Source organism: Lysinibacillus sp. FSL L8-0312, assembly GCF_038003285.1.
GTDB lineage: Bacteria > Bacillota > Bacilli > Bacillales_A > Planococcaceae > Lysinibacillus > Lysinibacillus fusiformis_D.
Map to the genome: position 1 here is coordinate 3,298,358 of NZ_JBBOOV010000001.1, position 22,928 is coordinate 3,321,285.

At 44.6% G+C, this 22,928-nt stretch carries 12 protein-coding genes, 11 tRNA genes and 5 rRNA genes; all 28 read left to right on the plus strand.

The features are described from left to right. Positions 1–4 precede the first annotated feature (4 nt). A complete protein-coding gene (hslO, locus tag MHI22_RS16675; RefSeq protein ID WP_036120682.1) occupies positions 5–886 on the plus strand; it encodes an Hsp33 family molecular chaperone HslO in 882 nt (293 codons plus the stop codon). Continuing rightward, positions 870–1,841: a peptidyl-prolyl cis-trans isomerase gene (locus MHI22_RS16680; RefSeq protein ID WP_036120685.1), complete on the plus strand. Its 972-nt coding sequence runs from the start codon at positions 870–872 to the stop codon at positions 1,839–1,841. Before hslO ends, MHI22_RS16680 begins: the two co-directional genes overlap by 17 nt. Positions 1,842–2,090: 249 nt before the next feature. Then, the gene (cysK, locus tag MHI22_RS16685) at positions 2,091–3,020 is read left to right on the plus strand and encodes a cysteine synthase A (protein WP_036120688.1); all 930 of its coding nucleotides are present in this window, start codon (positions 2,091–2,093) and stop codon (positions 3,018–3,020) included. 127 nt (positions 3,021–3,147) lie between these two features. Continuing rightward, positions 3,148–4,578, plus strand: coding sequence for an anthranilate synthase component I family protein (locus MHI22_RS16690; protein ID WP_271912030.1), 1,431 nt, complete (start codon positions 3,148–3,150; stop codon positions 4,576–4,578). Further along, complete coding sequence (pabA, locus tag MHI22_RS16695) at positions 4,575–5,156, plus strand: aminodeoxychorismate/anthranilate synthase component II (RefSeq protein ID WP_036120693.1); 582 nt, start codon at positions 4,575–4,577, stop codon at positions 5,154–5,156. Before MHI22_RS16690 ends, pabA begins: the two co-directional genes overlap by 4 nt. Continuing rightward, positions 5,157–5,996 (plus strand): aminodeoxychorismate lyase, encoded by an 840-nt coding sequence (pabC, locus tag MHI22_RS16700; protein WP_036120697.1) that lies wholly within the window; start codon positions 5,157–5,159, stop codon positions 5,994–5,996. A 13-nt stretch (positions 5,997–6,009) separates the two neighbouring features. After that, a complete protein-coding gene (gene folP, locus MHI22_RS16705; protein WP_036120700.1) occupies positions 6,010–6,864 on the plus strand; it encodes a dihydropteroate synthase in 855 nt (284 codons plus the stop codon). Continuing rightward, positions 6,864–7,229 (plus strand): dihydroneopterin aldolase, encoded by a 366-nt coding sequence (gene folB, locus MHI22_RS16710; RefSeq protein ID WP_036120703.1) that lies wholly within the window; start codon positions 6,864–6,866, stop codon positions 7,227–7,229. The genes folP and folB overlap by 1 nt, the downstream gene beginning before the upstream one ends. Beyond that, on the plus strand, positions 7,229–7,741 hold the full coding sequence (folK, locus tag MHI22_RS16715) for a 2-amino-4-hydroxy-6-hydroxymethyldihydropteridine diphosphokinase (RefSeq protein ID WP_036120706.1): 513 nt from the start codon (positions 7,229–7,231) through the stop codon (positions 7,739–7,741). The genes folB and folK overlap by 1 nt, the downstream gene beginning before the upstream one ends. A gap of 87 nt (positions 7,742–7,828) precedes the next feature. Next, a complete protein-coding gene (gene dusB / locus MHI22_RS16720; protein WP_036120709.1) occupies positions 7,829–8,869 on the plus strand; it encodes a tRNA dihydrouridine synthase DusB in 1,041 nt (346 codons plus the stop codon). A 181-nt stretch (positions 8,870–9,050) separates the two neighbouring features. Beyond that, positions 9,051–10,556, plus strand: coding sequence for a lysine--tRNA ligase (lysS, locus tag MHI22_RS16725; protein WP_036123105.1), 1,506 nt, complete (start codon positions 9,051–9,053; stop codon positions 10,554–10,556). A 209-nt stretch (positions 10,557–10,765) separates the two neighbouring features. Beyond that, positions 10,766–11,047 carry a hypothetical protein gene (locus MHI22_RS16730; protein ID WP_036123109.1) on the plus strand — a complete coding sequence of 94 codons (282 nt, stop codon included), beginning with the start codon at positions 10,766–10,768 and terminating at the stop codon, positions 11,045–11,047. Positions 11,048–11,922: 875 nt separating this feature from the next. Then, a 16S ribosomal RNA gene (locus tag MHI22_RS16735) occupies positions 11,923–13,474 on the plus strand. Positions 13,475–13,568: 94 nt separating this feature from the next. Beyond that, positions 13,569–13,645: transfer RNA gene (locus MHI22_RS16740), tRNA-Ile, on the plus strand. A 12-nt stretch (positions 13,646–13,657) separates the two neighbouring features. Next, positions 13,658–13,733 (plus strand) — tRNA-Ala (locus tag MHI22_RS16745). Between the two features lie 215 nt (positions 13,734–13,948). After that, positions 13,949–16,876: ribosomal RNA gene (locus MHI22_RS16750) — 23S ribosomal RNA — on the plus strand. A 113-nt stretch (positions 16,877–16,989) separates the two neighbouring features. Beyond that, positions 16,990–17,105, plus strand: a 5S ribosomal RNA gene (gene rrf, locus MHI22_RS16755). 10 nt (positions 17,106–17,115) lie between these two features. Further along, positions 17,116–17,191: transfer RNA gene (locus MHI22_RS16760), tRNA-Val, on the plus strand. Between the two features lie 3 nt (positions 17,192–17,194). Then, positions 17,195–17,270, plus strand: a tRNA-Thr gene (locus tag MHI22_RS16765). Between the two features lie 8 nt (positions 17,271–17,278). Then, positions 17,279–17,354 (plus strand) — tRNA-Lys (locus tag MHI22_RS16770). A 17-nt stretch (positions 17,355–17,371) separates the two neighbouring features. Then, positions 17,372–17,456 (plus strand) — tRNA-Leu (locus MHI22_RS16775). Positions 17,457–17,491: 35 nt separating this feature from the next. Next, a tRNA-Gly gene (locus MHI22_RS16780) sits at positions 17,492–17,566 on the plus strand. Between the two features lie 5 nt (positions 17,567–17,571). Further along, positions 17,572–17,660, plus strand: a tRNA-Leu gene (locus MHI22_RS16785). Between the two features lie 8 nt (positions 17,661–17,668). Continuing rightward, positions 17,669–17,745 (plus strand) — tRNA-Arg (locus MHI22_RS16790). Positions 17,746–17,753: 8 nt separating this feature from the next. After that, a tRNA-Pro gene (locus MHI22_RS16795) sits at positions 17,754–17,830 on the plus strand. A 16-nt stretch (positions 17,831–17,846) separates the two neighbouring features. Beyond that, positions 17,847–17,922 (plus strand) — tRNA-Ala (locus MHI22_RS16800). 146 nt (positions 17,923–18,068) lie between these two features. Then, positions 18,069–19,620: ribosomal RNA gene (locus MHI22_RS16805) — 16S ribosomal RNA — on the plus strand. 242 nt (positions 19,621–19,862) lie between these two features. After that, positions 19,863–22,790 (plus strand): 23S ribosomal RNA (locus MHI22_RS16810). Together the 16S, 23S and 5S rRNA genes with 11 tRNA genes alongside form the textbook arrangement of a ribosomal RNA operon. Positions 22,791–22,928: the final 138 nt, after the last annotated feature.

Genomic DNA, 22,928 nt, shown 5'->3' on the forward strand with positions numbered 1-22,928 from the left:
ATTTATGAATGATTATTTAGTAAGAGGGTTAGGATTTAATGGGCAAGTTCGTGTGTTTGCAGCTCGTACAACTGCTACAGTAGGTGAAGCGCAACGTCGTCATGATACTTGGCCAGTTGTGTCAGCAGCTTTAGGTCGTTCAATGACAGCAGCTGTCATGATGGGAGCTATGTTAAAAGGTGAAGAGAAAATCACGATTAAAATTGAGGGTGACGGTCCAATTGGCCCTATGGTAATTGATAGTAATGCACATGGGGAAGTACGCGGATTTGTTACAAACCCCCATGTTCACTTTGATTTAAATGAGCAAGGGAAGTTAGATGTTCGAGCAGGCGTTGGTACAGAAGGATTTCTTACAATTGTTAAAGATCTTGGATTGAGAGATATGTTCTCTGGACAAACACCAATTGTTTCGGGTGAAATCGCTGAAGACTTTACTTATTATTTCGCAACATCTGAGCAAGTACCATCATCAGTTGGATTAGGTGTATTAGTCAATCCAGACAACACTATTCTTGCAGCAGGCGGATTTATTCTTCAATTAATGCCGGGCTGTGAGGAAGAAACAATCAATGAAATTGAACAACATCTTGCTACAATAGAGCCTGTTTCAAAAATGATTGAAAAAGGCTTTACACCAGAGCAAATTTTAGAAGCTGTTTTAGGAAATGGACATCTACAAATTTTAGATTCCATGCCAGTTGAATTTAAATGTCAATGTACAAAAGAGCGGTTTGGTGCAGCAATTTTAGGTTTAGGAGCAGCGGAAATTAGAGAAATGATTGAAGAGGATGGCGGAGCGGAAGCAGAGTGTCACTTCTGCCTAGAGACATACAGTTTTTCTAAGGATGAGCTAGAAGGGTTTATTGATGAGCTCAACGCGTAATCGACGACCTTCAACCACTGTAACACCAAACCAAACGCCTTTACTGCAACGTCGTTTAAAGACAAAGCCTGCTTTAGCTGTCATAGCGATTCTGTTATTAGGAAATATTTTATGGTTCATCAGCTGGTTAATCCCAAACAAAGGTCAGGAAATTGGTAGCGACGAACAAGTCGCTGCCATTGATGGGGATGTGATCACGCGCCAAGAGTGGATGATTGCCATGGAAGAACGATATGGTAAAGAAACACTACAAAATTTAGTAAATGAATCGGTAATGGAAAAGGCAGCAAAAACATATAAAATTAAAGTTACCGATAAAGAAATAGATCTTGAACTTGCGTTAATGCGTTCTGCTCAAGATAAGTTTGATACAGCCATGCAAAATCTATCAGTAGAGCAACTACGCCAAAAAATTCGTTCACAGCTTATATTGGATAAAGTACTCACGAAGGACGTAGTGATAGAGGAAGAAAGTGTTGAAAAGTATTATGAGGAAAATCAGGGGTTATATAATACAAAAACAAGCTATCGTACGAATTTTATTGAAGTCGATTCAAAAAAAGCTGCTGATGAGGCACTAGGTGAATTGAAAAATGGTTCTGATTTTACAGTGCTGGCACGAGAAATATCTGTTGATAGTGCTTCAGCCAGTCTAGGAGGAGATATTGGTTTCCTCACAGAGAATCAGGAGAATGTGGACCCTACCATTATTAATACTGTGAAATCTCTTAAGGCAAATGAGGTAAGTAAAGCCTTTAAGTTAGATAATGGTCATTATGGAATTGTTCAAGTGCAAGAGGTATTAGAAGGACAATCCTTTACATATGACGATGTGAAAGAACATATTGAGCGTGAATTGGCTTTAGAGCAATTGACGCAATCTGTTACACCGGAAGCATTTTGGTCTGAATTTAATGCTACTTGGTATTATGGAGAGTCTAAAAAAGAAAAATAATACATGAAAAGAGTCTGCAGGTTTTGCGGGGTAAAATGAGTCTGATCAAACTTGCAGGCATTCGTAGTGACATACCCAATGGATGCAGATTCTTTTTTTGTAGACAGATGATAAGGCTTTTCCGTTTTAAGTAATGATAAATATTCTGAAAATATAAGTTTTATTTATTGACAATCGAATGGAAAAATTGATAAAATACAAAATAAGTAAAACCTATAAAAATAGTAGGGATTGGGAGTGGATTAGTAAATGAGTAGATTAGCGAATTCAGTGGCTGAATTAGTTGGTAAAACACCAATTGTAAAATTAAATCATGCAACAAATGAAAATGAAGGCACTGTGTATGTAAAATTAGAATATTTTAATCCAGGAAGCTCAGTAAAAGACCGTCTAGCTCTAGCAATGATTGAAGCTGCAGAAAAAGACGGGACATTAAAGCCGGGTGGTACAATCATTGAGCCGACTTCTGGTAATACAGGTATCGGTCTTGCGATGATTGCTGCTGCTAAAGGATACAAAGCGATTTTAGTTATGCCAGAAACAATGAGTTTAGAGCGTCGTAACTTATTACGAGCTTATGGTGCAGAGCTTGTGTTAACACCTGGTCCAGCAGGCATGAAGGGTGCAATTGCTAAAGCAGAAGAACTATCTGCTGAGCATGGCTACTTCCTCCCACAACAATTTACAAATCCAGCGAACGCTGTTATTCACCGTCTGACAACAGGTCCTGAAATTGTAGAAGCATTTGATGGCCTAACACTTGATGCATTTGTAGCTGGCGTTGGTACAGGTGGTACCATTACAGGTGCAGGTGCTGTATTAAAAGAAAAGTATCCAAACATTGAAATCATTGCTGTTGAACCAAAAGATTCACCGGTTCTTTCTGGTGGTCAACCAGGGCCACATAAAATTCAAGGTATTGGAGCTGGATTTGTACCAGAAGTACTAGATACAGATGTTTATTCTGCTGTATTCCCTGTTGAAAATGAGGTTGCTTTTGAAGTAGCACGTAAAGTAGCACGTGAAGAAGGTATCCTATGTGGTATTTCATCTGGTGCGGCCATCTATGCTGCGATTGAAGCGGCAAAACGTTTAGGTAAAGGTTCGAATGTTCTTGCCATTGTACCTTCTAACGGAGAGCGTTACCTTTCAACCCCTTTATACCAATTTGAAGACTAAATAAAGATTTTTATGTAAGGGCTCCTTTTTAAAAGGAGTCCTTTTTAGTGCATAAAAACGGACACTATTAAAATTATAAAAATATTCGCTTCTATGTAATATTCAAGTTAAGATGGAATCACACCACATGTTTAAAGGGGAAAATAACTTGAAAACAATACTTACAAAAACATTAACAATGGATGCAGATTCATTTTTTTATAGCTATAAGAAGCAAACAGAGACACAGCAAGCGCATGTGTTTTTAGAGAGTGGACGCGGAGGGCATTTTACGATAGCTGCTTGGAATCCGTTAGCTACTGCACAATCAGTAGAGGAGGGGCTTTTAGTAAACTGGAGAAATGATAGACAAGAAATTTTACAAGGTGAATCTCTAGCTTTACTGGAAGAGCTTGTAGCGGAATATCGAATTTCTTATAATGTGGACCTTCCTGTTTTTCAAGGAGGGGCTATTGGATTTGTTGCATATGATTATGCACGTAAAATTGAAGTACTTCCTAATATGGCAAAGGATGACTTGCAAATACCAGATATCTATTTTTATATTTTTGATAGTTGGGCAGTACATGATGTGAAAACGAATACAGTTACTCTTATGAAGCTAGAAGATAGTGACGTTAACTTGGAAGAATGGGCTAACAACTGGCAGGTTGCAGCACAGTCTGGTTTAGAGGCGCGTAAATTTGAAAAAACAAATGCTGTAGAAGTTGCTAATGATGAGCATGAATTGCTTGTCTCATTTGCAGGAACTGATTTTGAAGCAGCTGTAAAGAAAATTCAAACCTATATAGCACAGGGTGATGTGTTTCAGGTAAACTTATCTGTTCGTCAGTCCAAGAACTTAAATGCGACTGCGATGGATGTCTACGAGGCTTTACGAGCGTTTAATCCGTCGCCATACATGGCTTATATTGAAGCACCTGATTTTGCTGTAGTTTCTGGGTCACCCGAGTTATTAGTAAAACGTCATGGCAATGAATTATCGACAAGACCCATTGCAGGTACTCGACCAAGAGGGAAATCCGAAGCGGAAGATTTAGCATTGGCACAAGAGTTGATTGATAATGAGAAAGAACGTGCTGAGCATGTGATGTTAGTGGATTTAGAGCGCAATGATTTAGGACGAGTATCAGCCTATGGAACAGTGGAAGTGGACGAATTTATGGTCATTGAGCGCTATTCACATGTCATGCACATTGTTTCAAATGTACGAGGAGAAATAGCGGAAGATAAAACGAATGCAGATGTTATCCGTGCAATGTTCCCAGGTGGGACGATTACAGGTGCGCCAAAGATCCGCACCATGGAAATTATTGAAGAACTGGAGCCTGTACGACGAGGTTTATACACTGGTTCTATCGGTTGGCTCGGCTATACAGGTGATATGGAGTTTAATATTGTGATCCGTACAGCATTTATAAAAGATGGGGTTGCACATATTCAAGCTGGAGCAGGTATTGTCATTGACTCTGTGCCAGAAAGGGAGTATCAGGAATCCTTAAATAAGGCGAAGGCAATGTGGCAGGCAAAGGCAATGGCAGAGGAGCGAGCAAAATGATTTTAATGATTGATAATTATGATTCATTTATCTACAACATCGTACAATATTTAGGTGAATTTGGTCATGAGATAGTAGTGAAACGAAATGATGATATAACAGTAAAGGAGATTGAGCAACTTGCACCTGATATGATTGTTATTTCTCCAGGACCATGTAGTCCAAATGAGGCAGGTGAAAGCCTGAACATTATTAAATATTTCGCGGGAAATATTCCGATTTTAGGGGTCTGCCTGGGTCATCAGGCACTTGCACAGGTGTTTGGCGGCAATGTCATACGAGCTGAGCATCTTATGCATGGTAAGACATCACCTGTGCTACATGCTGAAGTGGGTTTGCATAAAGGTATGCCAAATCCCTTCCAGGCCACACGTTACCACTCTCTTATTGTAGAAAAAGAGACGTTACCAGCATGTCTAGAAGTAACCGCTTGGACAGAAGAGGGGGAAATTATGGGGCTTCGTCACACGGAATATTCGATAGAGGGTGTACAATATCATCCAGAATCTATTATGACAGAGCAAGGCAAAAAACTATTGCGTCAATTTATAGAGAAGTATGTAGAAGGAGTGGAATAGATGCAGTGCTGGATGAATGGAAACTATATGGCCGCACAGGATTTGCGGATTTCTCCATTTGATCATGGCTTTTTATATGGATTGGGCTTTTTTGAAACATTCCGCACATATAGAGGTCAGGTATTTCGCTGGGAAGAGCATATGGATAGATTACAGCTTGCTTTATCTCAGTATCACATTCATTTAACCTATCCTGAAAAATTTTTACTTGAAGTTGTGCAACAGTTAAACAAGCTGGCTGGCGGTCAGGATGGCTACTTCCGTTTAAATGTATCAGCTGGAGAACATCATATTGGATTACAGCCAACAGAATATAAACAACCCAATGTCATTATCTTTCGAAAAGAACTTCAGAATACAAAACGTGGTACGGAGAAAATTGCGCAATGGCTTTCAACGCCACGCAATACACCTGAACAAGGATTGCGAGTTAAATCACATCATTATGGTAACAACGTGCTTGGCCGCTTTGAAATGCTATCACTGGCACAACAAGAAGGGTTCTTTTTAACAGAACAGGGCTATGTGGCTGAAGGTGTGACATCAAATGTTTTTTGGGTAAAAAATGATATACTATATACGCCTTCCTTAGAGACAGGTATTTTACCGGGTATTATTCGAGCGTGGGTTATAGAGAAGGCCTCTGAACTCGATTTAGAAGTTAAAGAAGGTTTTTATACAAAAGAAGACTTACTACAAAGTACGGAATGCTTCATTACCAATTCAGTACAAGAGCTTGTGCCGATTAGTAGCTTAGAGAATGTGCAATTTTTAGGTAATAATGGGCCGATTTATTTGTGTTTACATGAGGCATTTGTTCAAGAAGTGGAGCAAGGATAGAGGGAGCGTTTACATGCTAGAAAAATATAAGAAACCATTAACGCTTAATGGTATTACATTAGACTATACAAAAGAAACATTTGTTATGGGGATTCTCAATGTTACACCAGATTCCTTCTCAGATGGTGGAAAATACAACAATGTAGAAGCTGCTGTTGCTCAAGCGAAAAAAATGGTGGCTGAAGGGGCTAAAATAATTGATGTAGGTGGGGAATCTACACGCCCTGGGTATGAACGAATTTCAGATGAAGATGAAATTGCACGCATTGTGCCCGTTATTCAAGCATTAGCGAAAGAAGTAAGGGCCGTTATTTCCGTTGATACGTATAAAGCAAATGTAGCCCGTGCTGCTATTGAAGCAGGGGCACATATGATTAATGATATTTGGGGTGCGAAGGCTGAGCCAGAAATTGCTCAGGTTGCTGCGGATTTACATGTGCCTATTATTTTAATGCATAATCGCGAAAATATGGATTATGGTGTTGATTTTTGGGCGACAGCAAAAATGGACTTAGAGAAAAGTATTGCCATCGCTCAGCAAGCGGGGGTTCCTGAACATCATATCATCTTAGATCCAGGTATCGGCTTTGCTAAAAATACTGGCCAAAATATAGTTATGATGCAACACTTAAAGGATTTAGTAGCTATGGGTTACCCTGTATTATTAGCAACGTCACGTAAATCAATGATTGGCAATGTCTTAAAACTACCTGTTGAAGAGCGTCTTGAAGGGACAAGTGCGACAGTGGTTTATGGAATTGAAAAGGGCTGTCATATGATACGTGTTCATGATGTAAAGGAAATGACGCGTGCTACGTATATGGCTGATGTCTTAGTGGGAAAACGTTTGTTTAAGGAGGAAGCGTGATGGATTACATTCATTTAAAGGACATGCAGTTTTATGGCTACCATGGTGTATTAGCAGCAGAAACAACTCTAGGTCAACGCTTTCGAGCAAATGTTTCCCTTGCTGTAGATATGACAAAGGCTGGAGAAACAGATGATCTCTCTTATACAGTGAACTATGCAGAGGTCTATGCATTATGCCGTGATATTGTGGAGGGGGAACCGTTTAAGCTAATTGAGGCTCTGGTCGTGAGAGTAGCGGATGCAATATTAACAACCTACCCTGATAAAGTAAAAGGAGTTCGTGTAGAACTAATTAAACCAGACCCACCAATTCATGGCTATTACAAAGAGGTGTCTGTTGAGGTAACGAGAGGTGATTTCTGATGAAGGATGTCTATTTATCTATCGGAACGAATATGGGAGAGAGATATGAAAATCTTCAGCATGCAGTTGCCCTTTTAAAGGAAACGGAAGGTATTAAACTTGTTCGTGTATCGTCCGTTTATGAAACTGCTGCAGTGGGTTATACAGATCAGGCAGATTTTTTAAATATTGCTGTTCATCTAAAAACAGATGTTTCTTCTGCTGATATGTTGAAGATCTGCCAATCAATAGAACAGGAATTAGGGCGTGTTCGAGAATTTCGCTGGGGCCCACGAATCATTGACCTTGACATTTTACTTTACAATCAAGAGAATATTGAAACGGAGAGTTTAACAGTTCCCCATCCAAGAATGTACGAAAGAGCATTCGTCTTAGTACCATTAGTAGAGATTGCAGCATCACCCTTTGATGTACAGCTACAACAAGCGCACGATCTGTTGCAGCAAATGGATTGCGAAAATGAAGGTATCACCCTATGGAGTCCGTTTGAAGAGTTTTCAACGGTGTATTAAGAATAGTATGTGGATGAAAGATTAATGCATAGCATTAACAATAGATAGCAAATAATAGGTAAAAGCTTTTAGAGGAGGAAGACAACGTTGAGTCTTACAACAGAGAAGCCGTTTCAAATTGGCGATATCGTCATGGACAATCGAGTGGTTTTAGCGCCAATGGCTGGGATCTGTAACTCTGCTTTCCGATTAACGGTTAAAGAGTTCGGAGCAGGTCTCGTGTATGCTGAAATGATTAGTGATAAGGGTATTGTCCAAAAAAACGAAAAAACATTAGGGATGCTTTATATCGATGAACGTGAAAATCCGCTGTCATTGCAAATTTTTGGTGGAGATAAAGCAACTTTAGTGGAAGCGGCGAAATATGTGGATGAAAATACAACTGCTGATATTATTGATATCAACATGGGGTGCCCTGTTAATAAAATCATTAAATGTGAAGCAGGAGCCCGCTTGTTACTTGATCCAAATAAAGTATATGAAATGGTAGCGGCTGTTGTGGATGCTGTCAAAAAACCAGTCAGCGTAAAAATGCGTATTGGCTGGGATGACGAGCATATTTTTGCAGTGGAAAATGCACAAGCTGTTGAGCGTGCAGGTGCAGCAGCGGTGGCGGTTCATGGTCGTACACGTGTACAAATGTATGAAGGTAAAGCGAATTGGGATTTCATTCGTCAAGTGAAGGAGAATGTAAACATTCCTGTGCTTGGTAATGGTGACGTGGAAACACCACAAGATGCTAAACGTATGCTTGAAACTACAGGAGTAGATGCAGTCATGATTGGGCGTGCTGCATTAGGTAATCCATGGATGATTTACCGCACGGTTCAATACCTAGAAACAGGTGAGTTAAAGGAAGAACCAAGTGTTCGAGAAAAAATGGATGTATGTCTCCTACACTTTGAACGTCTTCTCCAATTAAAAGGAGAAGGAATTGCGGTGCGTGAAATGCGTAAACATGCGTCATGGTATTTAAAAGGAATTCGTGGTAATGGGAAAGCACGTAATGCTATTAACCAAACAGAAACGGCGGCAGACCTTCGTGCGCTATTAAATGGCCTTGTGCAGGAATATGAAGAGAGCGAATTTAATTTAGTCGGTCCAGAAGCTAAGGAATTAATTGTATAGTGATATGTATAGGGCGTCTCGGTATTTTTAAAAGAGGCGCCTTTGTGTTGCTAACTTTAATTTTTAGAATTATTAATCATCTTTTGTTGGATTGAAAATAAATTGAAACAGATGATTACAGCACTAAAATTGTGTACAATAGAAATATTATGGACGTAAACGCGGACAATTTACTTAAGGAGTGAAACAAGTGTCAAATAATATAGAAGAATTAAATGATCAACTTTTGGTGAGACGCCAAAAAATGACGACAATACTAGAAAACGGACAAGACCCTTTCGGAAGTCGTTTTGAGCGTACACATTTATCAACAGAAGTGCGTGAGCAATTTGCAGACCAAACAAAAGAGCAGCTAGAAGAAAACCTTCAAGAGGTTGTTATTGCGGGTCGTATTATGACGAAACGTGGTAAAGGAAAAGCTGGCTTTGCCCATATTCAAGATTTAGGTGGCCAAATTCAAATTTATGTTCGTCAAGATCATGTAGGCGAGGAAGCATATGAATTATTTAAGCAAGCAGACTTAGGAGATATTGTTGGAGTGCGTGGAAACGTATTCCGTACACAAGTTGGAGAGCTTTCAGTAAAAGCGGAGGGCTTCACGTTCCTTACAAAAGCACTTCGTCCTATGCCAGAGAAATTCCACGGCCTACAGGATGTTGAGCAACGTTATCGCCAACGTTACTTAGATTTAATGACAAATGAAGATAGTAAAAAAACATTTATAACTCGTTCTAAAATCATCCGTGCAATCCGTAATTATCTAGATAACTCTGGATATTTAGAAGTAGAAACACCAATGCTTCATACGATTGCTGGTGGTGCAGCTGCTCGTCCATTTATTACGCACCACAATGCACTAGATATGGAACTATATATGCGAATCGCAATCGAATTGCATTTAAAACGTTTAATAGTTGGTGGTTTAGAGAAAGTTTATGAAATCGGTCGTGTATTCCGTAACGAAGGAATCTCTACACGTCATAACCCTGAATTTACAATGATTGAGCTATATGAAGCATATGCTGATTATCAAGATATCATGTCACTAACTGAAAACCTTATTGCACATGTTGCGCAAGAAGTTCTTGGTACAACGACAGTTCAATATGGAGAAGATGAAATCAACCTTGCAGTAGGTTGGAAACGAGTACACATGGTAGACGCTGTAAAAGAGGCAACAGGTGTAGACTTCTGGCAGCCAATGACAAAAGAACAAGCGCAAGCACTTGCAAAAAAGCACGGAGTAGAAGTGAAAGATGTTCATGAAGTAGGTCATATCATTAATGAATTCTTTGAACAAAAAGTAGAAGAGACTCTTGTGCAGCCAACATTTGTATATGGTCATCCAGTAGAAATTTCACCTCTTGCGAAGAAGAATCCAGAGGACGAGCGTTTCACAGATCGTTTTGAGCTATTTATTGTTCGTCGTGAGCATGCAAATGCCTTCACAGAATTAAATGATCCAATCGACCAACGCCAACGCTTTGAAGCGCAATTAGCAGAAAAAGCAGCTGGTAACGATGAAGCACATGAAATGGACAACGATTTCATTGAAGCGTTGGAATACGGTATGCCTCCAACAGGTGGACTAGGTATTGGTATTGACCGTTTAATCATGCTTCTTACAAATTCACCATCAATTCGTGATGTATTATTATTCCCAACAATGCGTCATATTACAAAATAGTTAAATTGTAATGAAGTCTTTTCGTGAAGCAATAAAAGAATAGTAATGAATGAAGAGGAGAATTCACAATATAGGTGAGTTCTCCTCTTTTTAAGCTATAAAAAAATTAAGTTGTTTAAACGAGGATTAAATTTAGGTTATACTTTTATAGTTCTATGTTTTTCAAATTCAAAAAGTATAAAAAGAAGTATTTTTATTGGGGGCTTATAATGAATTACAAAATTATTAACAAACAAGTATTTGAACAGGCACAACTACGTTCGGTTTCTGATGTGCCATTTACTGAAGAAGAACTTGAGAATGGTATGAAATTAGTGGTTGCTAAAAAAGATGAGAACCTTACTTTATATTTAGTAGAAATAGATGGCCACAAGAAATTCGACGTTCGTTGGGATGATTCTTCTGAAGTTTTCAGTGGCTGGTATTCTGCGTGGGACAATTTCTTATGGTGCTTAAATATTGTGGATCCTCAAGCGGATGACCTTAAATAGGGACATAAATAGCAGTAAGCAGGCGCTAAAGTGCAGTAGAAGCACTTTAGCGCCTGCTTATTTGTTAGGAAATGAAAAACTAAATAGAGCTTTATAGTGACTTATATAGGAAATGTTGTTATGGCGGTTATAAAATTAAAAGTAGGTTTGTGCGAAAGGTTGCTTAGATTCAAACTATCCAGAAGGCAACGGGATTTATTCATAGTAGCGTTATAGCATGAAATTATATTGCTATGTTGATTACAATTTACAAGACTTTGATTTATAAATCTGAAGGAGTAATGTTTACAAACAAATACCACTGAGATTTCCTTTCCTAAACAAATGGTATCTTGAGAATAAATAAGTATTTTTATTTTAAAACATTGAGATTTAAAAGAAAGAGATGTATAGTAAAACAAATAATTAAGTAAGCAAAGAGAATATCTCAATTTGGTATTCTCGTAAATGCACAAAAATGCTTATAAATTTGTGTTTTTTTAATTCAATAGATTTTATTAAAAAAACACTTGCCAAGTCTATCATAACGTGATAAATTATTACTTGTCGTTAAGACGACGTAAGAACTAACATCAAACTTCAAAAACAATTTGAATAAAAAGATGTTGACTTGGTAAAGTGGTTATGATAAGATTTAAGAGTTGTCTCTTCTGGGAATGAAAGTTTTCTTGAAAAAAGATGTTGACAACTAGAAATGATGTTGTTATAATATAAAAGTTGCTGTCGAAAGATGGTTGACGAAATGAACCTTGAAAACTGAACAAGCAAAACGTAATCAATAAAGTTTTCAGTAACTAACTTCGGTTAGTGAACAAAACAAAATTTTGGACATCAAAATTGATGCCAGCAAAACAATTTGAGCTATTCAAATTTCTTTTATGGAGAGTTTGATCCTGGCTCAGGACGAACGCTGGCGGCGTGCCTAATACATGCAAGTCGAGCGAACAGAGAAGGAGCTTGCTCCTTTGACGTTAGCGGCGGACGGGTGAGTAACACGTGGGCAACCTACCTTATAGTTTGGGATAACTCCGGGAAACCGGGGCTAATACCGAATAATCTGTTTCACCTCATGGTGAAATACTGAAAGACGGTTTCGGCTGTCGCTATAGGATGGGCCCGCGGCGCATTAGCTAGTTGGTGAGGTAACGGCTCACCAAGGCGACGATGCGTAGCCGACCTGAGAGGGTGATCGGCCACACTGGGACTGAGACACGGCCCAGACTCCTACGGGAGGCAGCAGTAGGGAATCTTCCACAATGGGCGAAAGCCTGATGGAGCAACGCCGCGTGAGTGAAGAAGGATTTCGGTTCGTAAAACTCTGTTGTAAGGGAAGAACAAGTACAGTAGTAACTGGCTGTACCTTGACGGTACCTTATTAGAAAGCCACGGCTAACTACGTGCCAGCAGCCGCGGTAATACGTAGGTGGCAAGCGTTGTCCGGAATTATTGGGCGTAAAGCGCGCGCAGGTGGTTTCTTAAGTCTGATGTGAAAGCCCACGGCTCAACCGTGGAGGGTCATTGGAAACTGGGAGACTTGAGTGCAGAAGAGGATAGTGGAATTCCAAGTGTAGCGGTGAAATGCGTAGAGATTTGGAGGAACACCAGTGGCGAAGGCGACTATCTGGTCTGTAACTGACACTGAGGCGCGAAAGCGTGGGGAGCAAACAGGATTAGATACCCTGGTAGTCCACGCCGTAAACGATGAGTGCTAAGTGTTAGGGGGTTTCCGCCCCTTAGTGCTGCAGCTAACGCATTAAGCACTCCGCCTGGGGAGTACGGTCGCAAGACTGAAACTCAAAGGAATTGACGGGGGCCCGCACAAGCGGTGGAGCATGTGGTTTAATTCGAAGCAACGCGAAGAACCTTACCAGGTCTTGACATCCCGTTGACCACTGTAGAGATATAGTTTCCCCTTCGGGGGCAACGGTGACAGGTGGTGCATGGTTGTCGTCAGCTCGTGTCGTGAGATGTTGGGTTAAGTCCCGCAACGAGCGCAACCCTTGATCTTAGTTGCCATCATTTAGTTGGGCACTCTAAGGTGACTGCCGGTGACAAACCGGAGGAAGGTGGGGATGACGTCAAATCATCATGCCCCTTATGACCTGGGCTACACACGTGCTACAATGGACGATACAAACGGTTGCCAACTCGCGAGAGGGAGCTAATCCGATAAAGTCGTTCTCAGTTCGGATTGTAGGCTGCAACTCGCCTACATGAAGCCGGAATCGCTAGTAATCGCGGATCAGCATGCCGCGGTGAATACGTTCCCGGGCCTTGTACACACCGCCCGTCACACCACGAGAGTTTGTAACACCCGAAGTCGGTGAGGTAACCTTTTGGAGCCAGCCGCCGAAGGTGGGATAGATGATTGGGGTGAAGTCGTAACAAGGTAGCCGTATCGGAAGGTGCGGCTGGATCACCTCCTTTCTAAGGATTATTTCGGAATACAAACCTAGGGTTTGTAAGATTACGTTTTGCGTTCAGTTTTGAAGGTTTATTAAATAATATAAAACTTCCAAGAGGGCCTATAGCTCAGCTGGTTAGAGCGCACGCCTGATAAGCGTGAGGTCGATGGTTCGAGTCCATTTAGGCCCACCATATATACCTCTTGGGGCCTTAGCTCAGCTGGGAGAGCGCCTGCCTTGCACGCAGGAGGTCAGCGGTTCGATCCCGCTAGGCTCCACCAATCTTTGTTCTTTGAAAACTGGATAAAACGACATTGAAATTGTAACAAACACATTTATTTTTTAAGTTTTTTTATAGGCTTAATAACATTAAAAGGGTTTCAAGACACGAGCAGTTCTAGGAAGCAATCGAGTGAATGAAGGAACGTACTTGAGTACGTGACTGATTGAACGAGTGAAGCTGACAACGAAATGTGATGTGTATTGAAAGCCGTTAGGTTAAGTTATTAAGGGCGCACGGCGAATGCCTTGGCACTAGGAGCCGAAGAAGGACGGCACTAACACCGATATGCTTCGGGGAGCTGTAAGTGAGCTTTGATCCGGAGATTTCCGAATGGGGGAACCCACTACGTTTAATCGCGTAGTATCTTGACGTGAATACATAGCGTCTTGAAGGCAGACCCAGGGAACTGAAACATCTAAGTACCTGGAGGAAGAGAAAGAAAAATCGATTCCCTGAGTAGCGGCGAGCGAAACGGGAAGAGCCCAAACCAAGAGGCTTGCCTCTTGGGGTTGTAGGACACTCAATACGGAGTTACAAAAGAGCGAGTTAGATGAAGCGACTTGGAAAGGTCCGCCAGAGCAGGTAAAAGCCCTGTAGTCGAAAGTTCGTTCTCTCCTGAGTGGATCCTGAGTACGGCGGAACACGTGAAATTCCGTCGGAATCCGGGAGGACCATCTCCCAAGGCTAAATACTACCTAGTGACCGATAGTGAACCAGTACCGTGAGGGAAAGGTGAAAAGCACCCCGGAAGGGGAGTGAAAGAGATCCTGAAACCGTGTGCCTACAAGTAGTTAGAGCCCGTTAATGGGTGATAGCGTGCCTTTTGTAGAATGAACCGGCGAGTTACGATTACGTGCGAGGTTAAGCTTTAGAAGGCGGAGCCGCAGCGAAAGCGAGTCTGAATAGGGCGAAATAGTACGTGGTCGTAGACCCGAAACCAGGTGATCTACCCATGTCCAGGGTGAAGGTAAGGTAACACTTACTGGAGGCCCGAACCCACGCACGTTGAAAAGTGCGGGGATGAGGTGTGGGTAGCGGAGAAATTCCAATCGAACTTGGAGATAGCTGGTTCTCTCCGAAATAGCTTTAGGGCTAGCCTCGTGATGAGAATACTGGAGGTAGAGCACTGTTTGGACTAGGGGGCCATCCCGGTTTACCGAATTCAGACAAACTCCGAATGCCAGATATTTATACACGGGAGTCAGACTGCGAGTGATAAGATCCGTAGTCAAAAGGGAAACAGCCCAGACCACCAGCTAAGGTCCCAAAGTAATCGTTAAGTGGAAAAGGATGTGGCGTTGCACAGACAACCAGGATGTTGGCTTAGAAGCAGCCATCATTTAAAGAGTGCGTAATAGCTCACTGGTCGAGTGACGCTGCGCCGAAAATGTATCGGGGCTAAACGATTCACCGAAGCTGTGGATTGACATCTACGATGTCAGTGGTAGGAGAGCGTTCTAAGTGCGTTGAAGTCAGACCGGAAGGACTGGTGGAGCGCTTAGAAGTGAGAATGCCGGTATGAGTAGCGAAAGACGGGTGAGAATCCCGTCCACCGTATGACTAAGGTTTCCTGAGGAAGGCTCGTCCGCTCAGGGTTAGTCGGGACCTAAGCCGAGGCCGATAGGCGTAGGCGATGGACAACAGGTTGATATTCCTGTACCACCTCCTCACCGTTTGAGAAATGGGGGGACGCAGTAGGATAGGGTAAGCGCGCTGTTGGTTATGCGCGTCCAAGCAGTAAGGCGTGTGTGTAGGCAAATCCGCACACTGTAACGTTGAGCTGTGATGGCGAGTCCGTATGGACGAAGTTCCTGATTTCACACTGCCAAGAAAAGCCTCTATCGAGGTGAGAGGTGCCCGTACCGCAAACCGACACAGGTAGTCGAGGAGAGAATCCTAAGGTGTGCGAGAGAACTCTCGTTAAGGAACTCGGCAAAATGACCCCGTAACTTCGGGAGAAGGGGTGCTCTTGAGCGTGCAAGCGCATGAGAGCCGCAGTGAATAGGCCCAGGCGACTGTTTAGCAAAAACACAGGTCTCTGCAAAACCGTAAGGTGACGTATAGGGGCTGACGCCTGCCCGGTGCTGGAAGGTTAAGAGGAGTGGTTAGCGCAAGCGAAGCTGCGAATTGAAGCCCCAGTAAACGGCGGCCGTAACTATAACGGTCCTAAGGTAGCGAAATTCCTTGTCGGGTAAGTTCCGACCCGCACGAAAGGCGTAACGATCTGGGCACTGTCTCAACGAGAGACTCGGTGAAATTATAGTACCTGTGAAGATGCAGGTTACCCGCGACAGGACGGAAAGACCCCGTGGAGCTTTACTGTAGCCTGATATTGAATTTTGGTACAACTTGTACAGGATAGGTAGGAGCCAGAGATCTCGGAGCGCCAGCTTCGAAGGAGGCGTCGGTGGGATACTACCCTGGTTGTATTGAAATTCTAACCCATGCCCCTTAGCGGGGCAGGAGACAGTGTCAGGCGGACAGTTTGACTGGGGCGGTCGCCTCCTAAAAGGTAACGGAGGCGCCCAAAGGTTCCCTCAGAATGGTTGGAAATCATTCGTAGAGTGTAAAGGCACAAGGGAGCTTGACTGCGAGACCTACAAGTCGAGCAGGGTCGAAAGACGGGCTTAGTGATCCGGTGGTTCCGCATGGAAGGGCCATCGCTCAACGGATAAAAGCTACCCCGGGGATAACAGGCTTATCTCCCCCAAGAGTCCACATCGACGGGGAGGTTTGGCACCTCGATGTCGGCTCATCGCATCCTGGGGCTGTAGTCGGTCCCAAGGGTTGGGCTGTTCGCCCATTAAAGCGGTACGCGAGCTGGGTTCAGAACGTCGTGAGACAGTTCGGTCCCTATCCGTCGTGGGCGTAGGAAATTTGAGAGGAGCTGTCCTTAGTACGAGAGGACCGGGATGGACACACCGCTGGTGTACCAGTTGTCTTGCCAAAGGCATCGCTGGGTAGCTATGTGTGGACGGGATAAGTGCTGAAAGCATCTAAGCATGAAGCCCCCCTCAAGATGAGATTTCCCATTACGCAAGTAAGTAAGATCCCTCAAAGACGATGAGGTAGATAGGTTCGAGGTGGAAGTGTGGTGACACATGGAGCTGACGAATACTAATCGATCGAGGACTTAACCAAAAATGTTTGAACCATTCAATGAACCGTTTATCCAGTTTTGAAAGAACAAGAAAGTTTAAAAAAAGCTTGCATTTATAACGAAATAAGTTATAATAAATCTTGTCTTTTAAAAGTCTAGTGATGATGGCAAAGAGGTCACACCCGTTCCCATACCGAACACGGAAGTTAAGCTCTTTAGCGCCGATGGTAGTTGGGGGCTTCCCCCTGTGAGAGTAGGACGTCGCTAGGCATAATACCCAGGAGGATTAGCTCAGCTGGGAGAGCATCTGCCTTACAAGCAGAGGGTCGGCGGTTCGAGCCCGTCATCCTCCACCATATGCCGGTTTAGCTCAGCAGGTAGAGCAACTGACTTGTAATCAGTAGGTCGTGGGTTCGATTCCTATAGCCGGCACCATTTTTTTAGAGCCATTAGCTCAGTTGGTAGAGCATCTGACTTTTAATCAGAGGGTCGAAGGTTCGAGTCCTTCATGGCTCACCATTTTTAAATAATAATAAGCGGGTGTGGCGGAATTGGCAGACGCACTAGACTTAGGATCTAGCGCCGCAAGGCGTGGGGGTTCGACTCCCTTCACCCGCACCATTATTTCATTGCCAGATAAAAAAACTTATGCACATGCGGAAGTAGTTCAGTGGTAGAACACCACCTTGCCAAGGTGGGGGTCGCGAGTTCGAACCTCGTCTTCCGCTCCAAATGTGCCGGGGTGGCGGAACTGGCAGACGCACAGGACTTAAAATCCTGCGGTAGGTGACTACCGTACCGGTTCGATTCCGGTCCTCGGCACCATTTTTAATGCGCCCGTAGCTCAATTGGATAGAGCGTCTGACTACGGATCAGAAGGTTATGGGTTCGACTCCTGTCGGGCGCGCCAAAAAAGAACGGGAAGTAGCTCAGCTTGGTAGAGCACTTGGTTTGGGACCAAGGGGTCGCAGGTTCGAATCCTGTCTTCCCGACCATTTCCTAAAAATATATGGGGCCTTAGCTCAGCTGGGAGAGCGCCTGCCTTGCACGCAGGAGGTCAGCGGTTCGATCCCGCTAGGCTCCACCAATTCGATTTATTAAATGAACCTTGAAAACTGAACAAGCAAAACGTAATCAATAAAGTTTTTAGTAACTAACCTTGGTTAGTGAACAAAACAAAATTTTGGACATCAAAATGATGCCAGCAAAACAATTTGAGCTATTCAAATTTCTTTTATGGAGAGTTTGATCCTGGCTCAGGACGAACGCTGGCGGCGTGCCTAATACATGCAAGTCGAGCGAACAGAGAAGGAGCTTGCTCCTTCGACGTTAGCGGCGGACGGGTGAGTAACACGTGGGCAACCTACCTTATAGTTTGGGATAACTCCGGGAAACCGGGGCTAATACCGAATAATCTGTTTCACCTCATGGTGAAACACTAAAAGACGGTTTCGGCTGTCGCTATAGGATGGGCCCGCGGCGCATTAGCTAGTTGGTGAGGTAACGGCTCACCAAGGCGACGATGCGTAGCCGACCTGAGAGGGTGATCGGCCACACTGGGACTGAGACACGGCCCAGACTCCTACGGGAGGCAGCAGTAGGGAATCTTCCACAATGGGCGAAAGCCTGATGGAGCAACGCCGCGTGAGTGAAGAAGGATTTCGGTTCGTAAAACTCTGTTGTAAGGGAAGAACAAGTACAGTAGTAACTGGCTGTACCTTGACGGTACCTTATTAGAAAGCCACGGCTAACTACGTGCCAGCAGCCGCGGTAATACGTAGGTGGCAAGCGTTGTCCGGAATTATTGGGCGTAAAGCGCGCGCAGGTGGTTTCTTAAGTCTGATGTGAAAGCCCACGGCTCAACCGTGGAGGGTCATTGGAAACTGGGAGACTTGAGTGCAGAAGAGGATAGTGGAATTCCAAGTGTAGCGGTGAAATGCGTAGAGATTTGGAGGAACACCAGTGGCGAAGGCGACTATCTGGTCTGTAACTGACACTGAGGCGCGAAAGCGTGGGGAGCAAACAGGATTAGATACCCTGGTAGTCCACGCCGTAAACGATGAGTGCTAAGTGTTAGGGGGTTTCCGCCCCTTAGTGCTGCAGCTAACGCATTAAGCACTCCGCCTGGGGAGTACGGTCGCAAGACTGAAACTCAAAGGAATTGACGGGGGCCCGCACAAGCGGTGGAGCATGTGGTTTAATTCGAAGCAACGCGAAGAACCTTACCAGGTCTTGACATCCCGTTGACCACTGTAGAGATATAGTTTCCCCTTCGGGGGCAACGGTGACAGGTGGTGCATGGTTGTCGTCAGCTCGTGTCGTGAGATGTTGGGTTAAGTCCCGCAACGAGCGCAACCCTTGATCTTAGTTGCCATCATTTAGTTGGGCACTCTAAGGTGACTGCCGGTGACAAACCGGAGGAAGGTGGGGATGACGTCAAATCATCATGCCCCTTATGACCTGGGCTACACACGTGCTACAATGGACGATACAAACGGTTGCCAACTCGCGAGAGGGAGCTAATCCGATAAAGTCGTTCTCAGTTCGGATTGTAGGCTGCAACTCGCCTACATGAAGCCGGAATCGCTAGTAATCGCGGATCAGCATGCCGCGGTGAATACGTTCCCGGGCCTTGTACACACCGCCCGTCACACCACGAGAGTTTGTAACACCCGAAGTCGGTGAGGTAACCTTTTGGAGCCAGCCGCCGAAGGTGGGATAGATGATTGGGGTGAAGTCGTAACAAGGTAGCCGTATCGGAAGGTGCGGCTGGATCACCTCCTTTCTAAGGATTATTTCGGAATACAAACCTAGGGTTTGTAAGATTACGTTTTGCGTTCAGTTTTGAAGGTTTATTCTTCTGAATGAATTACTTCTAATTATGTGCTCCTGTCGCTACGCTTTCGTCGCAAAGCTGCGAGATGTAGAAGCAGGCAGTAGCTTTGTTCTTTGAAAACTGGATAAAACGACATTGAAATTGTAACAAACACATTTATTTTTTAAGTTTTTTTATAGGCTTAATAACTTGGTTAAGTTATTAAGGGCGCACGGCGAATGCCTTGGCACTAGGAGCCGAAGAAGGACGGCACTAACACCGATATGCTTCGGGGAGCTGTAAGTGAGCTTTGATCCGGAGATTTCCGAATGGGGGAACCCACTACGTTTAATCGCGTAGTATCTTGACGTGAATACATAGCGTCTTGAAGGCAGACCCAGGGAACTGAAACATCTAAGTACCTGGAGGAAGAGAAAGAAAAATCGATTCCCTGAGTAGCGGCGAGCGAAACGGGAAGAGCCCAAACCAAGAGGCTTGCCTCTTGGGGTTGTAGGACACTCAATACGGAGTTACAAAAGAGCGAGTTAGATGAAGCGACTTGGAAAGGTCCGCCAGAGCAGGTAAAAGCCCTGTAGTCGAAAGTTCGTTCTCTCCTGAGTGGATCCTGAGTACGGCGGAACACGTGAAATTCCGTCGGAATCCGGGAGGACCATCTCCCAAGGCTAAATACTACCTAGTGACCGATAGTGAACCAGTACCGTGAGGGAAAGGTGAAAAGCACCCCGGAAGGGGAGTGAAAGAGATCCTGAAACCGTGTGCCTACAAGTAGTTAGAGCCCGTTAATGGGTGATAGCGTGCCTTTTGTAGAATGAACCGGCGAGTTACGATTACGTGCGAGGTTAAGCTTTAGAAGGCGGAGCCGCAGCGAAAGCGAGTCTGAATAGGGCGAAATAGTACGTGGTCGTAGACCCGAAACCAGGTGATCTACCCATGTCCAGGGTGAAGGTAAGGTAACACTTACTGGAGGCCCGAACCCACGCACGTTGAAAAGTGCGGGGATGAGGTGTGGGTAGCGGAGAAATTCCAATCGAACTTGGAGATAGCTGGTTCTCTCCGAAATAGCTTTAGGGCTAGCCTCGTGATGAGAATACTGGAGGTAGAGCACTGTTTGGACTAGGGGGCCATCCCGGTTTACCGAATTCAGACAAACTCCGAATGCCAGATATTTATACACGGGAGTCAGACTGCGAGTGATAAGATCCGTAGTCAAAAGGGAAACAGCCCAGACCACCAGCTAAGGTCCCAAAGTAATCGTTAAGTGGAAAAGGATGTGGCGTTGCACAGACAACCAGGATGTTGGCTTAGAAGCAGCCATCATTTAAAGAGTGCGTAATAGCTCACTGGTCGAGTGACGCTGCGCCGAAAATGTATCGGGGCTAAACGATTCACCGAAGCTGTGGATTGACATCTACGATGTCAGTGGTAGGAGAGCGTTCTAAGTGCGTTGAAGTCAGACCGGAAGGACTGGTGGAGCGCTTAGAAGTGAGAATGCCGGTATGAGTAGCGAAAGACGGGTGAGAATCCCGTCCACCGTATGACTAAGGTTTCCTGAGGAAGGCTCGTCCGCTCAGGGTTAGTCGGGACCTAAGCCGAGGCCGATAGGCGTAGGCGATGGACAACAGGTTGATATTCCTGTACCACCTCCTCACCGTTTGAGAAATGGGGGGACGCAGTAGGATAGGGTAAGCGCGCTGTTGGTTATGCGCGTCCAAGCAGTAAGGCGTGTGTGTAGGCAAATCCGCACACTGTAACGTTGAGCTGTGATGGCGAGTCCGTATGGACGAAGTTCCTGATTTCACACTGCCAAGAAAAGCCTCTATCGAGGTGAGAGGTGCCCGTACCGCAAACCGACACAGGTAGTCGAGGAGAGAATCCTAAGGTGTGCGAGAGAACTCTCGTTAAGGAACTCGGCAAAATGACCCCGTAACTTCGGGAGAAGGGGTGCTCTTGAGCGTGCAAGCGCATGAGAGCCGCAGTGAATAGGCCCAGGCGACTGTTTAGCAAAAACACAGGTCTCTGCAAAACCGTAAGGTGACGTATAGGGGCTGACGCCTGCCCGGTGCTGGAAGGTTAAGAGGAGTGGTTAGCGCAAGCGAAGCTGCGAATTGAAGCCCCAGTAAACGGCGGCCGTAACTATAACGGTCCTAAGGTAGCGAAATTCCTTGTCGGGTAAGTTCCGACCCGCACGAAAGGCGTAACGATCTGGGCACTGTCTCAACGAGAGACTCGGTGAAATTATAGTACCTGTGAAGATGCAGGTTACCCGCGACAGGACGGAAAGACCCCGTGGAGCTTTACTGTAGCCTGATATTGAATTTTGGTACAACTTGTACAGGATAGGTAGGAGCCAGAGATCTCGGAGCGCCAGCTTCGAAGGAGGCGTCGGTGGGATACTACCCTGGTTGTATTGAAATTCTAACCCATGCCCCTTAGCGGGGCAGGAGACAGTGTCAGGCGGACAGTTTGACTGGGGCGGTCGCCTCCTAAAAGGTAACGGAGGCGCCCAAAGGTTCCCTCAGAATGGTTGGAAATCATTCGTAGAGTGTAAAGGCACAAGGGAGCTTGACTGCGAGACCTACAAGTCGAGCAGGGTCGAAAGACGGGCTTAGTGATCCGGTGGTTCCGCATGGAAGGGCCATCGCTCAACGGATAAAAGCTACCCCGGGGATAACAGGCTTATCTCCCCCAAGAGTCCACATCGACGGGGAGGTTTGGCACCTCGATGTCGGCTCATCGCATCCTGGGGCTGTAGTCGGTCCCAAGGGTTGGGCTGTTCGCCCATTAAAGCGGTACGCGAGCTGGGTTCAGAACGTCGTGAGACAGTTCGGTCCCTATCCGTCGTGGGCGTAGGAAATTTGAGAGGAGCTGTCCTTAGTACGAGAGGACCGGGATGGACACACCGCTGGTGTACCAGTTGTCTTGCCAAAGGCATCGCTGGGTAGCTATGTGTGGACGGGATAAGTGCTGAAAGCATCTAAGCATGAAGCCCCCCTCAAGATGAGATTTCCCATTACGCAAGTAAGTAAGATCCCTCAAAGACGATGAGGTAGATAGGTTCGAGGTGGAAGTGTGGTGACACATGGAGCTGACGAATACTAATCGATCGAGGACTTAACCAAAACGTTTGAACCATTCAATGCACGTTTATCCAGTTTTGAAAGAATAATTTCTTTTATGAAGGGTTTCAAGATACGAGTAGTTCGAGGAAGCAATGGAGAGAGGAAAGGAGCGTACTCAAGTACGTGACTGACTGAACG

Bases quoted from the DNA above. Each gene is read 5' to 3' on its own strand.
- folB (WP_036120703.1), top strand. From the start codon at position 6,864: ATGGATTACATTCATTTAAAGGACATGCAGTTTTATGGCTACCATGGT.
- cysK (WP_036120688.1), top strand. From the start codon at position 2,091: ATGAGTAGATTAGCGAATTCAGTGGCTGAATTAGTTGGTAAAACACCA.
- folK (WP_036120706.1), top strand. From the start codon at position 7,229: ATGAAGGATGTCTATTTATCTATCGGAACGAATATGGGAGAGAGATAT.
- MHI22_RS16680 (WP_036120685.1), top strand. From the start codon at position 870: ATGAGCTCAACGCGTAATCGACGACCTTCAACCACTGTAACACCAAAC.
- hslO (WP_036120682.1), top strand. From the start codon at position 5: ATGAATGATTATTTAGTAAGAGGGTTAGGATTTAATGGGCAAGTTCGT.
- pabA (WP_036120693.1), top strand. From the start codon at position 4,575: ATGATTTTAATGATTGATAATTATGATTCATTTATCTACAACATCGTA.
- folP (WP_036120700.1), top strand. From the start codon at position 6,010: ATGCTAGAAAAATATAAGAAACCATTAACGCTTAATGGTATTACATTA.
- MHI22_RS16690 (WP_271912030.1), top strand. From the start codon at position 3,148: ATGTTTAAAGGGGAAAATAACTTGAAAACAATACTTACAAAAACATTA.
- MHI22_RS16730 (WP_036123109.1), top strand. From the start codon at position 10,766: ATGAATTACAAAATTATTAACAAACAAGTATTTGAACAGGCACAACTA.
- pabC (WP_036120697.1), top strand. From the start codon at position 5,157: ATGCAGTGCTGGATGAATGGAAACTATATGGCCGCACAGGATTTGCGG.